Genomic DNA, 16,723 nt, shown 5'->3' on the forward strand with positions numbered 1-16,723 from the left:
GGGGGCGTCCCCGCCGGTGCGGCACCAGCCCGCCCCGCGGCCACCGAGACCCTCCCTCCGACCAGGACCCCCAACTGGTCCGGCCTCGACGCACGCGACTATTCCGGCGAGATCCCCACGCGTGCGGGCACGCTCGTCGAACACACAGCTCTCGACCCGGCGCTGTCGATCCCCGGTGCGGGACGCGCGTACCGGATTCTCTACTCGACCACCGACCAGCACGACCGACGTGCGGTCAGCACCGGTGCCGTCTTCCTCCCCCGCGGTGCCGCACCTACCGGCGGTTGGCCCGTGCTCGCCTGGGCCCACGGCACCGTCGGCATCGGCGACACGTGCACCCCGTCGGCGCAGCCCCGCAGCACCCGCGACAGCGACTACCTCTCGCACTGGTTGCGGCGTGGGTACGCCGTGGTCGCCACCGACTACGCCGGACTCGGCACCCCGGGGTTGATGAGCTACCTCAACGGGGTCGCCGAGGCGCACTCGATCGTGGACTCGGTCAAAGCGCTGACCCAGCTCGGCGAGCCGACCGCCCGCCGCTGGGCCATCCTCGGCCAGTCACAGGGGGCCGGCGCGGCGATGAACGCCGCCCGTCGCGCCACCGAGTTCTCCCGGGGGTGGCCGCTGGACTATCGCGGCGTCGTCGCGACCGGAACACCCGCGAACATCGAGTCGGTCATCGTCCTGGGCGGACCCACCTTCCCGCCGGTGACGCTGCCGGTCGGGCTGACGACGTACACGACCTACATCCTGGCCGCGATCCATGAGGCACGTCCCGATCTCGACATCGACGGCATCCTCACCCCGCGCGGACGCGCCGTGGCCGATCGCGCCGAGACGGTCTGCTACCCGGAGTTGCGCACGGAGCTGGCGGGTTCGGATCTGCGATCTTTCTTCCGCCGACCGGTGAACTCGATCCCCGGCGCGTACGACGCGTTGCACCGGTTCATGGGTACCCCCGCGCAGGGGTACGACCGGCCGATCTTCCTCGGCCAGGGGCTGCTCGACACCGACGTGCCGGCACCGTCGGCGCTGTCGTTGGCCGCGCAGCTGACCGCGAACCGCCAACCGGTCGAACTGCACGTCTACCCGACGTCGGATCACTCCGGCACGGTGTACGCCTCCCAACCGGATTCGACGCCGTTCCTGGCGCGGATACTCAGGCCGTGACCAACCTGCGACGTCGGATCGCAGCCGCGATCGTCGCCGTATTGTCCGTCACGGTCGTCGCGACGACGATCCCGGCCGGAGCGGCCTCCGCCCTGACCCCCGAGCCCGCCCCGGACTGGTCCGGACTCGACGTGCGGGAGTACCGCGGCCCGGTCCCGCAGCGCGCGGGCACGCTGATCACCACGCGACCGATGGCGTCGGCGCTGTCGTTGCCCAACGCCGCGAGTGCCCATCGGATCCTGTACTCGACGACGAACCAGTTCGACCGACGTGCGGTGAGTACCGGCGCGGTGTTCATCCCCCGCGGGACACCGCCACGCGGCGGCTGGCCGATCCTGGCGTGGGCGCACGGCACGGTCGGCATGGGTGACGACTGCGCACCGTCGGCCCAGGCACACGAGGCCGGCGAGGCCGCCTACCTCGGCCACTGGCTGGCCCGCGGGTACGCCGTCGTCGCGACCGACTACGTGGGCCAGGGGACGCCGGGACTGCTCTCCTACCTCAACGGCGTCGCGGCGGCGCATTCGGTGGCCGACTCGGTCGTCGCCGCCCGGCAGACGTCCCTGCCGTTGGCCACGCGATGGGTCGCGGTCGGACACTCCCAGGGCGCGGGCGCCGCGCTGAGCACCGCGCGATTCGCCGACGAGTTCACCGCGGGCTCCGGGCTCGATTTCCGCGGAGTCGTGGCCACCGGTGTGCCCGCCAACATCGAGTCCGCCGTGGCGCTCCTCGGACCGTCGTTCCCGCCCGTGGTGTTGCCGCGGACATTGAACGGGTACACGCTCTACATCCTCGCCGGCTTCCGCGACGCCCGCCCCGATCTGCCGGTGAACGCCCTGCTCACCCCGTTGGGGCGGCGACTCATCGACATCGCCGGCACGACGTGCGGCAAGCAATTGCGCCCCTTCTCCCAGGACCTCGACCTGCGAAAGCTGTTCACCCGCCCCCTCGACACGATCCCGGGGATCTACACCGCTCTACGGCGGTACCTGGGCACCCCGGACAGCGGCTACACGCGGCCGGTGTTGCTGGGACAGGGGCTGCTCGACGTCAACGTGCCCGCCCCGGCCGCGCTGTCGCTGGCGGCGCAGATGACCGCCAACCGCCAACCGCTGGAACTGCGTGTCTATCCCGGCGCAGATCACCCCGGCGTGCTGCGGGCGGTCCTGCCCGATGCTGATCGCTTTCTCGACCGGATCACCCGGTGATCGCACGCTGACGTAGTTTGAATCCCATGCAACGTGAAACCGTGCGGTACGACGTCACCGACGGGGTGGCGGTCCTGACGCTGACCCGCCCAGATCAGTTGAACGCGTTCACCGTCCAGATGGCCGACGATCTCGTCGCGGCCTTCGAGGAGGCCTCGGCCGACTCGACGGTCGGCGCCGTCGTGGTCACCGGTGAGGGACGTGCGTTCTGCGCCGGGATGGATCTGAGCAGCGAGGGCAACGTGTTCGGGCTCGACGAGACCCTCGAGCCGACCCTCACCGATCTCTACGAGCGGTTCGACGACCCGGCGATCATCAGCGGCGTCCGCGACACCGGTGGCCGCGTCTCGCTCGCCATCTACCGCTGCCCGAAGCCGGTCATCGCGGCGATCAACGGTGCGGCCGTGGGCATCGGCGCGACGATGACCCTGCCGATGGACTTCCGGCTCGCGTCGGAGAAGGCCCGGATCGGTTTCGTGTTCGGCAAGCTGGGCATCGTGCCCGAGGCGGCGTCGAGCTGGTTCCTGCCCCGCGTCGTCGGGATGCAGAACGCGCTCGAACTCGTCTACTCCGCCGACATCATCGACGCCGCGACCGCCAAGGACATGGGACTGGTCCGCTCAGTGCATCCGCCCGAAGAGCTGCTCGACGCCGCACTCGCCCTCGCACACCGCTTCGTCGACGGCCGCTCGCCGGTGGCCACCGCGTTGGCTCGACACATGCTGTACCGCAACAGCGCGTTCGCGTCGCCCGTCGATGCGCACCGGGTGGATTCGTTGGCGATGTTCTACACGAGCGTCGGCGACGGCAAGGAAGGCGTCGCGGCGTTCCTGGAGAAGCGACCGGCCGAGTTCACCTCGACCGTCCCGGCCGACCTGCCCGACTTCCTCGACGAGACCGACGCCATCCGCTGATCGCCCGGGCGTCGCTCAGCCGACGCCGGCCAACCGCAGTGCCGCATCGCGCGCACTGCCCCAGGGGTCCGCACCGATCCCGATGCCGTGTGCCACCAGGGCTCCCTCGTGGAGTGCCATGACAGCCTCCACCACGCCCTCGTCGGCGACACCTCCGACGGCGAGGATCCGTCGGAAGAAGTCGAGGGTCTCGCGCTTCTGATCGGCGATGAGCACCGCCACCGGGTGCGTCTCGTCGCTGAACTCGGCGTGCGCGTTGATCGCACCGCACCCCTTGCCACCGTCGGACTCCGACCAGGTGGCCGACGCGTCGAACGCCGCCCGTAGCTGATCGGCGCAGCCCGGGCCCGCGGCCTCGACCGCCGCGTCCCGCCGGCCACGCCACCGCTGGTCGCGGTCGCGGAGATAGGTCATGACCAGCCCGTCCTTCGACCCGAACCGCTCGTAGAGAGTTTTCTTGGTCACCCCGGCGTCATGGGCGATCGTGTCCACACCCACGGCATGGATGCCTTTGTCGTAGAACAACTTCGACGCGAACTCGAGAATGCGCTGGGCTTTCGGGGTCAGGGCGGTGTCGGTGTCGGTGTCCATGGACGTCGAGTATACCGATCTGTATAGTCGCGATCATGACTAAACAGATCGGTATACCCACCGGCCTGCGCGCGCACCCCGCCGTCACGGTCGGCCTGTCCGTCCTGTTCGTCGCCTGTTGGAGCTCGGGGTTCATCGGCGCCAAACTCGGCGCAGGCGACGCCGAGGTCACCACCGTGCTGATGTGGCGATTCCTGCCGTTGACCCTGGTGCTGGTGCCGATCGCGTGGTGGTCGACCCGCCGACGAGCGGCGATGCCCACGTCTCGAACCCTGGCCCGACAGGCGGTCATCGGGGTGCTGTCGCAGAGCGGGTATCTGCTCACCGTCTACTGGGCGATCGGGATCGGGGTGAACACCGGGACCACCGCGCTCGTCGACGGCATCCAACCGTTGGTGGCCGCGGCCCTGATCGGACCGCTGCTCGGCGTCGCCGTCTCCGGGCGACAGTGGATCGGGCTGCTCCTGGGGCTCGGCGGGGTCGCCATCGTCACCGCGGCCGACGCCGGGTCCAACACCACCGCGCCGTGGTGGTCGTACGCGATCCCGTTCCTCGGGATGCTCAGCCTGGTCGCGGCCACCTTCGTCGAACAACGCGGCTCCGCGGAGGTGTCGCCGCTGCAGGGCCTGGCCGTCCACTGCTCGACGAGCGCGATCGTCTTCACGGTGCTGGCCCTGGCCACCGGCCACGCCACGCCGCCCGGTGACATCGCGTTCTGGCGGGCGATGGTCTGGCTCATCGTGCTGTCCACGTTCGGCGGCTACGGCCTCTACTGGATCCTGCTGCGCCGCGTCGGCGTGACCCGCGTGAACACCTTGATGTTCCTCATCGCGCCGGTGACCGCGGTCTGGGGAGCGGTGATGTTCGGCGAATCGTTCACCGTCGTCACCGCGGTGGGCCTCGCAGTCGGGATCGCCGCCGTCACGGTGGTGGCGGCGGCGCCCCGGGACGTTCCGATCAGGACGCGCGGTGCGAGGCGCGCAGTCCGAGGACCTCGAGCAGTTGCGGGCGTCGCAGGATCATCGCGATCCACAGCGCCACACCGAAGTACACCGCGAACAGTGTCGTGCTGACCAGCGGTGCGTCGTTGTTCCAGTTGGCGCACACCGCGCCGCCGAGGTAGGCGGTGAGACCGATCGCGCCGAGGACGGCGGTCCGCGGGATGGCCCACACGATCACGCACAGCGCGAGCACGATCGCCATCACGGTCGCCTGGGTCGTGGTGAAGCCGAGCTTCTCGGTCCCCTCGACGACGCTCTGCGGCTGGAACAGTTTGCCGAGGATGTCGAAGACGAGGAACGCGCCGATCAGGACGCTGAGGACGATCCCCGCGATGTGGGTGCGTGACCGCTTGGTGGTCTTCGAGGCGGATGCGGTGGAGGTCGAGACGGTGGTGGTCATGGTGGCTCCTGGGGAATGAGTTCCGGTGCTGCTGTCATACGGATAGACACCGACGGCCGGGAAAACTCATCGCAGCGCTCAGCCGGCGCCGAACTCCCGCCGACGTCGCTCGATCTCCGCGGTCCGGCGCTGCTGTTCGGCCCGTTCGCGACACTGCCGCAGGAAAGCGGCGTCGGCGACCGGGTCGGCGGGCACGAACCGGCCCTTGCGGTCGTACTCCGGGAAGGCCTCGATCACGCGATCCGACCTGGTCGGACGTGGGCGACGCCGCCGACGGCGTCCGATGGTCAGCCAGGCGAGCAGGCCGACTCCCGGCAGCGCCACGACCACCAGAAACCAGGCCCATTGCGGGAGTCCGCGGATGTGAACCGAGTCGCGCCCGAGCACGTCGATGGCGCCGATCAGCGCCACCAGGATCAACACACCGGCGATCGCCGCCGAATACGGCAGCGCCGGTGTGCCGATCATCATGAAGTAGTCCACAACCCCGCCGACCCGCCTCTCTGCCCATGGCGTCGATCAGGATCGCACAGCCGGCCGCCGAGCAACAGAGACTTTTCAGCCGACAACACACTGCGGTCGTCCTGTCGTTCGTCGCCCGGCCGGGTCGACGAGGTCACCGGTCCCGGCGACCGCATCCCATGTCCCGGAGGACGTCCGGGGTGAGCGACGCGATGTCGGTGTGCCCCGACAGGCCAAGCGTGAGATCGAGTTCGGCGATGATGTTGGCAACTGCGTCGCGCGCGCCATCGCGGCCGTTGATCGCGAGGCCGTACATGTGCGGACGTCCGATGCAGACCGCATCCGCGCCGAGCGCCAGGGCCTTGAACGCATCCGAACCGGTGTAGATCCCGGAATCGATGAGCACCTTCGCGCGTCCGTCGACCGCCTCGACGACGTCGGGTAGCGCCTCGAGTGAGGAGATCGACCCGTCGACCTGTCGGCCGCCGTGGTTGGAGACGATGATCCCGTCGATGCCGAGATCGACGGCCTGGCGCGCGTCGTCGGGATGCAAAATGCCCTTGAGGATGACCGGCAGACTGGTCTTCTTCTGCAGTCCGGCGATGTCGTCCCAGGTCAGCGACGGCCGGGAGTAGATGTCGAGGAAGGTCTGCACCGACTGCTTGGGGACCGGAGACCGCAGGTTCGACAGCAACGACCCCGGGAGGTGGCGGGCCATCGAGAACAGTGCCGACACGGCGGCCCGGGTGATCTCCACCTTGGGCCCGGCGTCGGCGGACGGGTTCGCGATCCGCTCGGCCACGATCTCCCGGAAGCGCGGATCGGAGGTGTACTGCGCGATGCCCTCGGCGCGGGCGAACGGAAGCGAACCGATGTTGAGATCCTGCGGACGCCATCCCAGCATCGTGGTGTCGAGGGTGACGACGATGGCCTGAGCACCCATCGTCTCTGCGCGCTGGACGAGGCTGTCGACGAGTGCGTCGTCGGTGGACCAGTACAGCTGGAACCACCGTGGGGCGCCGGGGACCACGGCCTCCATCGCGGCGGCGACGTCCTCCATCGGGTTGCAGCCCTGGTTGGAGAAGATGTAGGGGACACCGAGTTCGGCTGCGGCGCGGCCGATGTGGAGGTCGGAGTCGTCGTGGGCGAGTTCGCCTGCACCCACCGGGGAGAACAGGATCGGTGCCGGCATCGTCGTACCGAACAGGTCGATCGAGAGGTCTCGTCGCGACACGTCGCGCAGCACCCGGGGCACGATCGCCCAGCGGTCGAAGGCTGCCCGGTTGGACCGCATCGTGGCGCCTTCGCCGGCGCCGCCCGCGATATAAGCCCACGCCCTCGGCCCCATGGCGCGCTGTGCCCGCCGCTCGAGTTCGGCGAAGTCGGTGGGCACCGACGGCCGGTGTCCGAAGACGCCTGCCGAGTAGATGGCGTTCTGGCGTGCGCGACCGGGTGCGGCGGCGGGCTGGGTCATCGGGGTCCTCTCACGGAATCTGCTACCTCCTGGAGCTTCGCGACGTAGTCGCGCAGCGCGGAGGCCTCGCTGTGGGCCATGTTGTCATTGGTGGCGTAGAGACCTGCTGCGCCGTCGAGAGACTCGCGCAGGATGTCCATCTGTCCTGCGTGCCGCGCGGTCTCGCCCAGCATGTGGACGATGATCTTCCCGAGCGTCACGTCGCGGCGATCGGCCGGCCACCAGGGCACCAGACCCGGTGTCGCGAGGTCGGAGGCGTCGAACGTCTTCTGCGCGTGTGCCCATGCTCCGCGATAGAGCCCGACGATGTCGTCGACCGATTCGTCTGCGGTGGCCCACATGTCGGCGTTGTCGGACCACTCCCCCTCCAGCCACGGTGTGGGGATCTCCGGTGGGCGACCGAAGGTGTCGCCGAAGTAGCCGAACTCGACGGCCGCCAGGTGCTTGACCACGCCCAACAGGTTCAGTCCGCTGGGTGTGAGCGGACGCCGGAGGTCGTGTTCATCGACGCCGTCGATCTTCCACAGCACCGCGTCCCGGTTGAACTGCAGGCGTACGAGAAGGAAGTCCTTGAGGTCCGCTCGATCATCGATGGCCATGGGGATCGAGCGTAGCCGCCTAGTCTGTCGTCGTGAGCCCCACGTCGCGCCCGTCCGCCATCGCGTTCGCCGGACTCCTCGGCGCGGTGTCCGGGGCCGTCGACGTCCTGGTGTTCACGCGTCTCGGCGAGGTCTTCGCCAGCGTGATCACCGGCAACGTCGTGGTCGTCGGGGTCGCGATCGGTGGCGGCCATCTCGGGGTGATGTCGCACGCCGCGATCGCGGTGGGGTGCTACGCGATCGGGGTGATCGTCGCGACGCTGATGACCCGCAGACATGACGAACATCCAGCGCGTGGTGCCGCGACCCCGGTCATCCTGGTCTACGGGTTCGAGTTCACGCTCCTGTGTGGGCTGGCCACGATCTGGGTCGCCACCGGTGGCCGTCCCGGAGGGGTCGCGCAGTTCGCGGCGCTCGCGCTGACCGCCGCAGCGATGGGTATGCAGGGCAGGGCATTCGCGATGGACCGGCTGCCCGGCGTCACCACCACCTACTTCACGGGCACGCTCACGAACCTGTTGACCGGGCTCGTGACCGATTCGACGGTCAACCGTGCGGCCGCCGTCGCGCTGATGTCGTTGTTGGCGGGTGCGGCCGCGTCGGGCGCGCTGGTGTCGGTCGCCCCGATCGCGGCTCCCGCCCTACCGCTGGTTCTGCTCGCCGCCGGGTTGGTCATGGTCGGTGTCCGATGGCACCGCCACGCCGACACCTGACTCGTCCATCGGTTCAGAGCAGGCCACGTTCGTAGGCGACGCGGACCGCCGCGGCGCGATCACGCACGCCCAGCTTCGAATAGATGTGCAGCAGATGCGTCTTGACGGTGGCCTCGCTGATGACCAACCCCTTCGCCACCGTGCGGTTGGTGCCGCCCTCGGCGATCCGCGCGAGTACCTCGATCTCGCGATTGGTCAGTTCTTCGAGGTGTCGGCGTGCCATCAGACTCTGCGCCGCACTCGCAGCCAGCACACTGCGCCCGGCCGCGACATCGACGACCGCCGCGATCAGTTCCTCTCGGCTCAACGCTTTCAGCAGGTATCCGTCGGCGCCCGCGTCGATCGCAGAGGCGATGTCGCGGTCGGCGTCGTAGGTGGTCAGCACGAGGATCCTGGGCCGTGTCGGATCACGTTGTCGCAGAGCCGCGATCGCGGGGACGCCGTCGCCGTCGGGCATCCGCAGGTCCATCAGCACGACGTCGGGGTCGAGCCGCGCCGACAGCGCCAGGGCCTCGGGTCCCGACGATGCCTCGGCCACCACGTCCATGCGGTCGTCGGTGGCCAGCATTCCTCTGACGCCGTCCCGGACGATCGGGTGGTCATCGGCGATGAGCACGGTGATCACGCAGGCACCACAGCGCTCACCAACGTGCCCTCCCCGACCTTCGCCGCGACATCCACCGTGCCACCGGACGACGACACCCGCTCACGCATGCCCCGCAGTCCGTTTCCCTCGTGGACGCCCAGGGGATCGAAGCCGCGACCGTCGTCCTTGATGTCCAACAGAACTCCCTCCTCCACGTAGGACAGGCAGACCTCCACCGTGGTGGCGTGGGCGTGACGGGACACGTTCGACAATGCCTCCTGACAGATACGCAGCAGGTTCTGGTCGTCGTCGGTGGGCACCGGGTCGCCGTCGATGTCGATGGATGCGTGCAGGTGATGCACTGTGGCCCAGGCATTGACGAGGTCGGTCAACGCCGACGGGAGGGGCTGCGAGTCCAACATCGGCGAGCGCAGCGCGTACACCGCCCGCCGGGCCTCCCCGAGCCCCGAACGGGCGAGCGTCTTCGCGGTCTCGACACGGCCGGTCCAGTCGTCGTCGCCGTCGATGGCCTCGAGCTGGCTGACGATCGCGACGAGGTCCTGGGCGACCGTGTCGTGGATCTCGCGGGAGAGTCGAGCACGTTCCTCGAGCACTCCCCGCTCGCGCGCTCGCTCGAGCAGCTGTTCCTGCAGAAAGACGTTGCGCTGCTGCGCTTCCTCGAGAGCCGTGACCGCGGCCTCCCGTTCGGCGACCTCGCGATCGCGCCGGGCGCCCACCCAACTGAACAGGAACACCAGGCCGGTGTTGATCCCGACGAGCACGATCAGCGCCGGCCACGCGTGCGGGATCTGCGGGAAGCCGCCGATCTGTGCGACCGCGGCGAGAACTGCGATGGCGCTCATGGCCGTCCAGAGCGCGACGCCGGAGAACATCATCAGTGCGGTGATGTACCCCATGAAGGCGTAGATGCCGAAGAACGGGCTCGCCCAGACCAGGGCCGCGGTCATCGCGAACTGTGCGACAAAGATCAGACTGCGCGCGGGCATCGACAACGTCGCGCGTCGGATCCACCCGCACTGCAGAGCGAACGCCGCGACCGACACCGCGACGATCAGTCCCGGCGACCATCCCGATGACGTCGTGCCGGTCAGGACGCTGATCAGAAGTGATGCCAGGAGCAGACCACCCGGGACGAGGACGAGGAACGTCGGCGCGATGTCGAAACGGTCCCAGTTCAAGGTCTGCGGTGGCTGTGCGTCGTGGTCACGCATGCGCTGATCCTCCCACGAACGGCCGGTGACGTCGGGGCTTCGTCGCCTCGGTCACTCCCATCGGAAGACGCGCACCGACACCGCCGCGAGGACGATCATCCACGCTGCGAGCACCCCGAGGTGGAGTAGCTGCGGCCAGGCGCCGTCGACTCCATCGGTCAGCGCCCCGACTGCGGCACCGGTGGGGGTCGCGTCGGAGACCCCGCGCAGCCAACCGGGCATCGATGCGCGCGGGATCCACAGTCCGGCAAAGAATTGCAGCACGAAGAACAGCACCGTCCCGACCGCCCCGGCGACCTTGCTGCTACGAAACGCGCTGGCCAGAACCATGCCGATCGACAGCATCGCGCCGGTGGAGAAGACGAACGCGATCACGAAGGCGGTCATGTTGCCCGGCAGTGGGGCGCCGAACGCCGCCGGCACGAACACCATCACCGCGGCGACCGCCACCTCGACGACCACCGCGAGGATGACCTGCGCGGCAAGCAGCGCGGTGGGCGACGCCGGGGTGGTCCGCAACCGCTTGAGGATGCCCATCTCGCGGTACTTGGTGAGGACGTCGGGCAGGATCTGCACGCTGAGGAGAACGGCGGAGAACATGATGAGGATCGGTTGGTAGGCCGTGAACCAGCTCAATCCGTTCAACTCCTGCCTGGGTTCTCGGGTGGCAGGCAGGGCACCGAGGACAACCGAGGCGATCACCGGGATCGCGGCGACCCAGGCGATCAACGCAGGGTTACGCAGCATCAGCCGCGACTCGGACACCAGGAGGCCGCGCAGCCCCCGGGGGAGCCTGCTCGTCGACCGACCGGGTCCGACGCCGGTCAGTGCGGTGGTGGTGCTCATCGATTCGCCTTTCCATCGGATACGAGTGATACGAATGCGTCGTCCAGCGTCGGTGTGTCGACCCGGAGGTGGCCTGCGGTGACACCTCGTCGTTGGAGTTCGACGATGACGTCGCCGACGACGTCATCACCTCCTCTGACGTGCAGTTGGTCGCCACGGCGGGCGACCTCGGTGACCGAGGCCAGCGTCCGCAGCGACTCGACATCGATCGGTTCCGACGGGGTGAAGACCATGACCTGGCCGCTCCCGGCCCGGCCGGCGAGCTCGTTCGGCGACCCGATGGCGGCCACCCGCCCCTGGTCGATCACCGCCACACGGTCGCAGAGCCGCTGCGCCTCCTCCATGAAGTGCGACACCAGCAGCAGCGTCACGCCGGTGGACCGCAGGTCTTCGAGAAGGCCCCACACGTCGCGGCGCGCCTGCGGGTCCAGGCCGGTCGTCAGCTCGTCGAGGATCGCGACACGTGGCCTGCCGATCAGGGCCAGTGCCACCGACAGCCGTTGTTTCTGACCGCCGGACAGCTTGCTGTACTGCACGCGGCCGTGAGCGGCGAGACCCAGTCTCTCGGCCAGTTCACCGGCATCGGCCGGGTCGTCGTGGAACGACGCGAACAGCGCCAGCGCCTCGTCGACGCGGATCTTGTCCGGCAGGGTCGATTCCTGCAGTTGGATCCCCAGTACCTCTCGGAGCCCGACGGAGTCGGAACCGGGATCGAATCCGGCCACCTCGACGACGCCACCGTCGCGAGACCGGAGCCCGCCGATGCACTCGACCGTCGTGGTCTTGCCGGCACCGTTGGGTCCGAGGATCCCGAAGATCTCGCCCTCGTCGACCGTGAAACCGACATCGACGACACCACGACCGCCCGGATACGTCTTGCTCAACTGCTCGACTCGAATGATTGCCATGCATCCACCGTCGTCGAGCGCAGCGCCGACGACATCCACCGGTCGGCTACACCGCGATCAACCGATCAGTGGATACGTTCGCAGGCCACTGGCCGTCCTCGTTCAGTCCCGGCGCAGGTAGAAGTAGTAGTGATGGTCGCGGACGATGCTGCTCTTGCCGTTCATGATCCCCATGACGGTCTGGTCGTCCACCCGCTTGAAATGGTCGATGACGGGTTGACCGTCGTAGACCATCGACGCGGTCACCTCTCCCCGGAACTCCACCGACCACAGACTCGCCTCCCCCTTGCCCAGGTCGACGTTCGAGAAGAGCTCACCGGAGTCGTCGCGGCAGATGAGTGGCTTGACGTCGGTGGCCGACACGAAGGTCTTGCCGTACCAGCGGGCCTTGTCGAGCGCCCCGTCCATGGCGTGACCGGACGGGAGCTCACCTCCACGCCACGACCCGAACATCTCCTCCACCGCGACCGTCGGCAGTGGCGCCCAGATCTCGTCGAGCAGGTCGGTGGTGCTCACCTCGCCGGATGCTGCGATGGCGTTGAACTTCTCGACTGCGGCGGTGGCGTCCATGCGCACACAGTAGGACGCGCGCGCACACCTCGGGAAGAATCGGACGTTCGGGTGTCCGCCGCCGTGGCCGATCTGATCACCACACCGAGACGAGCAGACCCACGCCGATCGTCACCATGATCACGGCGACCACCGCGTCCAGGATCCGCCAGGCGCGCGGCCGGGCGAACAGGGGCGCCAGCTTGACCGCCGCGAGGGCCAGTGCGGCGAACCAGATGATGCTGGCGATGCCGGCGCCGATCGCGAACTGCCACTTGCCCTCCGGCCCGTGACTGTTCGCGATTGCCCCCAGGGTCAGTACCGTGTCGAGGTAGACGTGCGGGTTGAGCCACGTCAGAGCCAACGCGGTGCCGATCGTCGCCCACCGACCGCCGATGCCCCCGGACGTGATCGTCATCGCCGATGGCGCCAGACTGCGTCGGGCCGCCAGCAACCCGAGAACGATGACATAGCCACCGCCGAGCAGCGTCGCCACCGTGACAAGCGTCGGGTGTCCCGACACCAGCGCGCCGAGACCGGCGACGCCGGCCGTGATCAGGATCAGGTCGGACACCGTGCACACCGCGAGTACCGACACCACGTGACGTCGGGCCACTCCGGTGCGGAGCACGAGGACGTTCTGTGGACCGATGGCGATGATCAGTGCGGCTCCGGTCATCAACCCGGCCGCGGCGGTGAGCAGTGCGTTCATGCCAATGACGTTAAGAGCGCCGCGTCGATGAATCCAGCGAATGTTTCTCACGAATCATTAGAATCACTGTTCATGGCGATCAACAGCGACGGACTGGTCACGTTGGCGGCGGTGGTCCGGGGCGGGACCTTCGAGGCCGCTGCGCGGTCGCTGCACATCACGCCGTCGGCGGTCAGCCAGCGGATCAAGGCCCTGGAGACGTCCGTGGGACGGGTGCTGGTCCAGCGCACCAAGCCGGCGGTCGCCACCTCCGACGGTGAGGTGCTGCTCCGTCTGGCGAAACAGTGGGATCTGTTGACCACCAGTGCCTTCGCCGAGCTGACGGGCGAGGACGAGGACGTGCACGCCGATCCGCGCGACCGGCCGCGCGTCCACCTCCCGATCGCGAGCAACGCCGACTCCCTCGCCATCTGGCTGCTGCCGGTCATCGTCACGATGCAGGAGCGTTTCGCCGTGGCGGTCGAGGTGCTCCGCGACGACGAGAGCCACAACACCGAGTTCCTCCGAACGGGGACGGTGTTGGGGGCGTTGACCTCGGACCCGCACACGGTCCGCGGCTGCACGACCCGGCGGCTCGGCGCGACGCGCTATCTGGCCGTCGCCAACACCGAGTTCGCGGCGCACTGGTTCCCGGACGGGCTTCAGTCGCGTGACCTGGCCCGTGCGCCCATGGTGGCCTTCGACCGTAAGGACACCATCATGTCGGCGTTGATCCGGCGCCACACACGCGCGGCCATCTCGCCGCCGACCACCTACATCCCGTCGTCGACGGAGTACCACCGCGCGGTCGAGCTGGGCGCGGGATGGGGCACCGTGCCGCAGGCCCAGATCGCCGACGCCCTGGCCGCCGGCACGGTGACGCAACTGTCCGACCACCACGTCGACATCGAACTGTATTGGCAGCACTGGACCCTGAACTCGCCGCTGATCGACGAGCTGACCGCGCTCATCGTCGACGCAGCCGCCGACTATCTGGTGTGAGCGGGCGTCGGGTCGGCGTCGACGGTCTCGCTGCTCAGCGGGTTCGCGATCTCGTCCCGATGCAGCCGGGCCCACACATATGCCATCGCCGCCAGCGGCACCGGCACGAGACCACCGATGAGGAAGGTTGCGGTCAGACCGATGGTGGCCGCCACGGGGGCCGCCACCGCCATGGAGATGGGCATGAATGCGATCGAGACGAAGAAGTCCAGGCTCGCGACCCGGCCCAGCATCTCGGGCGGGACGCGACGCTGCAGCAGTGTCCCCCAGATCACCATGGGGCAGTCCAGCGCCAGACCCATCACGAAACCGGCGATGACGAACGCGGTGAGTCGGTCACCGAACGCGAACACCACCATCGGCAGACTGCTGACGCCCCAGATCGCGAACATCACACTGAGGTAGCGCCGCGGCATGGGCAGCGACGCCATCAGCAGCGACCCGATGGCGCCGCCGAACCCGAACGCCGCCAACACCATCGCGTGCGATCCCGCATCTCCGCCGAACCGATCCCGCATCGCGAACGGCACCAGGACCTCGATGGGTCCCATCGTCATCATCACCAGGATCGAGGCGAACAGCAGCGTCGAGAGCAGCCACGGCGTGCGCCACATGTAGGCGAAGCCCGCCGCGATGTCGGACAGTGTGGATCGCACCGGGTGGGTGTCCGTGGAGTCGGTCTCGGGAACCCGGCGCGCAGGGACGCGCCGCATGAGCAGGTAGAGCACCGCTGATCCCGCACTCGCACAGGCTGATCCGATGATCGCCAGCGCAGGGGACGAGATCGCGATCAGACCACCGGCCATGGCCGGGCCCGCTGCACTGAGGATCACCGGACGAAGCGTGCCCTCGATCCCGTTGGCCGCCATCAGCTCGTTCGGCGGGACCAGCGCCGGCAACAGCGCCGAGTACGCCGGGTAGTAGATGCCGGTGGTGACGCCGCCGATCAACGCGACCGCCATCAACATCGGCAGATCGAGTGCACCGGTGGCGGCGAGCACACCCACCACGCCTATCGCCGTCAGCTTGATGAGCTCCAGCGCGATCAATATGGTGCGCTGCGACATCCGGTCGGCCAACACGCCGCCGAACAGGGTCGATGCCACCATCCCGACCGCCGCGATGCCGGTGACGAACGAGAGCTGAACCGGGCCACCGCCCAGGGCGATCACCTGCCAGACGACGCCCACCGTCCAGATGCCGTCGGCGAACATGGCCAACACCAGGCCCATGGCGAGGAAGCGGTACTGCGTGCGCGCGAATGGCGCCAGGGCGCGCGGGTAGCGCGTCGCCCTGGCGCTCGTCGTCGCATCCGGCGGGGCGCTCACGGGTCAAGCATGCCCGAATCGGGGATCCCACAGCGACCCGATTTCGTGCTGTCGACCTCGACGAGCCGTCGATTCGGCGTGGGCGAGGGCGGGACTACGGTGATGACATGCCACTGTCGCTGGGACGTATGAACGCAACGATCGAACGTCGGATGCTGATCAACTACCGGGTCGACCAGGCGCTGGCGCAGACCTGGCTGCCCGATGGTTTCCGCGTCCAGATGGTCGGCGGGTCCGCGATCGCGGGGATCTGCATGATCCGCCTTGCCCGGATGGCACCTGTCGGCGTGCCGACGGTGTTGGGGTGGGGCGGAGAGAATGCCGCCGAACGGGTCGCGGTCGAATGGACATCGTCCGATGGCACGCCGTCGCGGGGGGTGTTCATCACCCGACGGTTCAGTGCGTCGCGGACCGCGGTGGCTCTGGGCGGACGACTGTTTCCCGGGGTACACACGAAGGCGGCCATCACGAGCGACGAGTCGCCAGAGCGGATCGCACTGCGAATGACCACCCCCACCGACACTGTCGATGCCGATGTCCGGTTGTCCACGACGTTGTCGAACAGTGTCTTCGAGAGCATCGACGAGGCGTCGGAGTTCTTCCGCGCCGGCAGCACCGGTTGGTCGCCGGCATCCAAGGTCGGCGACCTCGACGGGCTGCGGTTGGACACCGACGCGTGGCGGGTCGAACCGACAACCCCGGTGGATGTGCGTGCCTCGCTGTTCGACAACCTGCCCGCCGGTTCTGCCGAACTCGACAGCGTGCTCGTGATGCGAAACGTGCCCGCGGTCTGGAACCCGGTCACGACCCGCTGACGAACCGGGATGATGGTGCCTGCCGACCCCTCGGCCCCCGAAGCCTCGGCAGGCCGTCCGCGTCCCGCTCACGGCCATCTGGTCACAGTGTCGCAGGAACCGGGGCCGTCTGCGTGCGACACGGTCGACGTGTCGTCAGTTGTCGAGGAGCGCGGGGAGGTCGATCACTTGCGGCTCGTGCATCGACTCGTCGCTCAGCACCCGTAGTCCGTCGGACACGACCCAGATGCGTCC

At 68.6% G+C, this 16,723-nt stretch carries 19 protein-coding genes; 7 read left to right on the forward strand and 12 right to left on the reverse strand.

The genetic code is table 11. The annotated features are described in order from the left end of the window. From JHC79_RS18690 to JHC79_RS18700, 3 genes are all read left to right on the forward strand, one after another. A partial coding sequence (locus tag JHC79_RS18690; RefSeq protein ID WP_296393633.1) for a prolyl oligopeptidase family serine peptidase occupies positions 1–1,170 on the forward strand: 1,170 nt, incomplete at its 5' end. Beyond that, complete coding sequence (locus JHC79_RS18695; RefSeq protein WP_296393635.1) at positions 1,167–2,378, forward strand: prolyl oligopeptidase family serine peptidase; 1,212 nt, start codon at positions 1,167–1,169, stop codon at positions 2,376–2,378. The genes JHC79_RS18690 and JHC79_RS18695, both read left to right, overlap by 4 nt. Positions 2,379–2,404: 26 nt before the next feature. Beyond that, positions 2,405–3,292, forward strand: a complete 888-nt coding sequence (locus JHC79_RS18700) for a crotonase/enoyl-CoA hydratase family protein (RefSeq protein ID WP_296393636.1) — start codon at positions 2,405–2,407, stop codon at positions 3,290–3,292. Between the two features lie 15 nt (positions 3,293–3,307). On the opposite strand, the gene JHC79_RS18705 is transcribed toward JHC79_RS18700, so the two are convergent. Further along, positions 3,308–3,883 (reverse strand): TetR/AcrR family transcriptional regulator, encoded by a 576-nt coding sequence (locus JHC79_RS18705; protein WP_296393638.1) that lies wholly within the window; start codon positions 3,881–3,883, stop codon positions 3,308–3,310. 35 nt (positions 3,884–3,918) lie between these two features. Here JHC79_RS18705 and JHC79_RS18710 point away from each other — a divergent pair, with 35 nt between their 5' ends. After that, entirely contained in the window at positions 3,919–4,956 is a 1,038-nt protein-coding gene (locus JHC79_RS18710; protein WP_296393640.1) for a DMT family transporter, read from the forward strand. Here the strand turns inward: JHC79_RS18710 and JHC79_RS18715 are convergent. From JHC79_RS18715 to JHC79_RS18730, 4 genes are all read right to left on the reverse strand, one after another. Further along, positions 4,841–5,284, reverse strand: a complete 444-nt coding sequence (locus JHC79_RS18715) for a DoxX family protein (RefSeq protein ID WP_296393643.1) — start codon at positions 5,282–5,284, stop codon at positions 4,841–4,843. The two genes, JHC79_RS18710 and JHC79_RS18715, sit on opposite strands and share 116 nt — an antisense overlap. Before the next feature lie 78 nt (positions 5,285–5,362). Beyond that, a complete protein-coding gene (locus tag JHC79_RS18720; protein ID WP_296393645.1) occupies positions 5,363–5,755 on the reverse strand; it encodes a PLD nuclease N-terminal domain-containing protein in 393 nt (130 codons plus the stop codon). A gap of 145 nt (positions 5,756–5,900) precedes the next feature. Continuing rightward, complete coding sequence (locus tag JHC79_RS18725) at positions 5,901–7,220, reverse strand: alpha-hydroxy-acid oxidizing protein (protein ID WP_296393647.1); 1,320 nt, start codon at positions 7,218–7,220, stop codon at positions 5,901–5,903. Then, positions 7,217–7,819, reverse strand: a complete 603-nt coding sequence (locus JHC79_RS18730) for a DinB family protein (protein ID WP_296393649.1) — start codon at positions 7,817–7,819, stop codon at positions 7,217–7,219. The genes JHC79_RS18725 and JHC79_RS18730 overlap by 4 nt, the downstream gene beginning before the upstream one ends. A gap of 32 nt (positions 7,820–7,851) precedes the next feature. On the opposite strand from JHC79_RS18730, the gene JHC79_RS18735 reads away from it, so the two are divergent. Next, positions 7,852–8,532 (forward strand): DUF1275 family protein, encoded by a 681-nt coding sequence (locus tag JHC79_RS18735; RefSeq protein ID WP_296393651.1) that lies wholly within the window; start codon positions 7,852–7,854, stop codon positions 8,530–8,532. Between the two features lie 13 nt (positions 8,533–8,545). On the opposite strand, the gene JHC79_RS18740 is transcribed toward JHC79_RS18735, so the two are convergent. From JHC79_RS18740 to JHC79_RS18765, 6 genes are all read right to left on the reverse strand, one after another. Beyond that, positions 8,546–9,157 carry a response regulator transcription factor gene (locus tag JHC79_RS18740; protein WP_296393653.1) on the reverse strand — a complete coding sequence of 204 codons (612 nt, stop codon included), beginning with the start codon at positions 9,155–9,157 and terminating at the stop codon, positions 8,546–8,548. Beyond that, positions 9,154–10,350, reverse strand: coding sequence for a sensor histidine kinase (locus tag JHC79_RS18745; protein ID WP_296393655.1), 1,197 nt, complete (start codon positions 10,348–10,350; stop codon positions 9,154–9,156). Before JHC79_RS18745 ends, JHC79_RS18740 begins: the two co-directional genes overlap by 4 nt. Positions 10,351–10,401: 51 nt before the next feature. Continuing rightward, positions 10,402–11,196 carry an ABC transporter permease gene (locus JHC79_RS18750; protein WP_296393657.1) on the reverse strand — a complete coding sequence of 265 codons (795 nt, stop codon included), beginning with the start codon at positions 11,194–11,196 and terminating at the stop codon, positions 10,402–10,404. Then, positions 11,193–12,104 carry an ABC transporter ATP-binding protein gene (locus JHC79_RS18755; RefSeq protein ID WP_296393659.1) on the reverse strand — a complete coding sequence of 304 codons (912 nt, stop codon included), beginning with the start codon at positions 12,102–12,104 and terminating at the stop codon, positions 11,193–11,195. The genes JHC79_RS18750 and JHC79_RS18755 overlap by 4 nt, the downstream gene beginning before the upstream one ends. Before the next feature lie 102 nt (positions 12,105–12,206). Further along, a complete protein-coding gene (locus JHC79_RS18760) occupies positions 12,207–12,674 on the reverse strand; it encodes a DUF4334 domain-containing protein (RefSeq protein ID WP_296393660.1) in 468 nt (155 codons plus the stop codon). A gap of 76 nt (positions 12,675–12,750) precedes the next feature. Next, positions 12,751–13,365: a LysE family transporter gene (locus tag JHC79_RS18765; protein ID WP_296393662.1), complete on the reverse strand. Its 615-nt coding sequence runs from the start codon at positions 13,363–13,365 to the stop codon at positions 12,751–12,753. Positions 13,366–13,437: 72 nt separating this feature from the next. Between JHC79_RS18765 and JHC79_RS18770 the strand changes: the two genes are divergently transcribed. After that, on the forward strand, positions 13,438–14,346 hold the full coding sequence (locus JHC79_RS18770; RefSeq protein ID WP_296393665.1) for a LysR family transcriptional regulator ArgP: 909 nt from the start codon (positions 13,438–13,440) through the stop codon (positions 14,344–14,346). Here JHC79_RS18770 and JHC79_RS18775 read toward each other — a convergent pair. Further along, positions 14,334–15,674, reverse strand: coding sequence for an MFS transporter (locus JHC79_RS18775; RefSeq protein WP_296393667.1), 1,341 nt, complete (start codon positions 15,672–15,674; stop codon positions 14,334–14,336). The genes JHC79_RS18770 and JHC79_RS18775 overlap by 13 nt on opposite strands. Before the next feature lie 107 nt (positions 15,675–15,781). Between JHC79_RS18775 and JHC79_RS18780 the strand changes: the two genes are divergently transcribed. Beyond that, positions 15,782–16,489, forward strand: a complete 708-nt coding sequence (locus JHC79_RS18780; protein WP_296393669.1) for a DUF2071 domain-containing protein — start codon at positions 15,782–15,784, stop codon at positions 16,487–16,489. The last annotated feature ends 234 nt before the right edge of the window (positions 16,490–16,723 follow it).

The organism is Williamsia sp., assembly GCF_016462415.1.
Lineage (GTDB): Bacteria > Actinomycetota > Actinomycetes > Mycobacteriales > Mycobacteriaceae > Williamsia_A.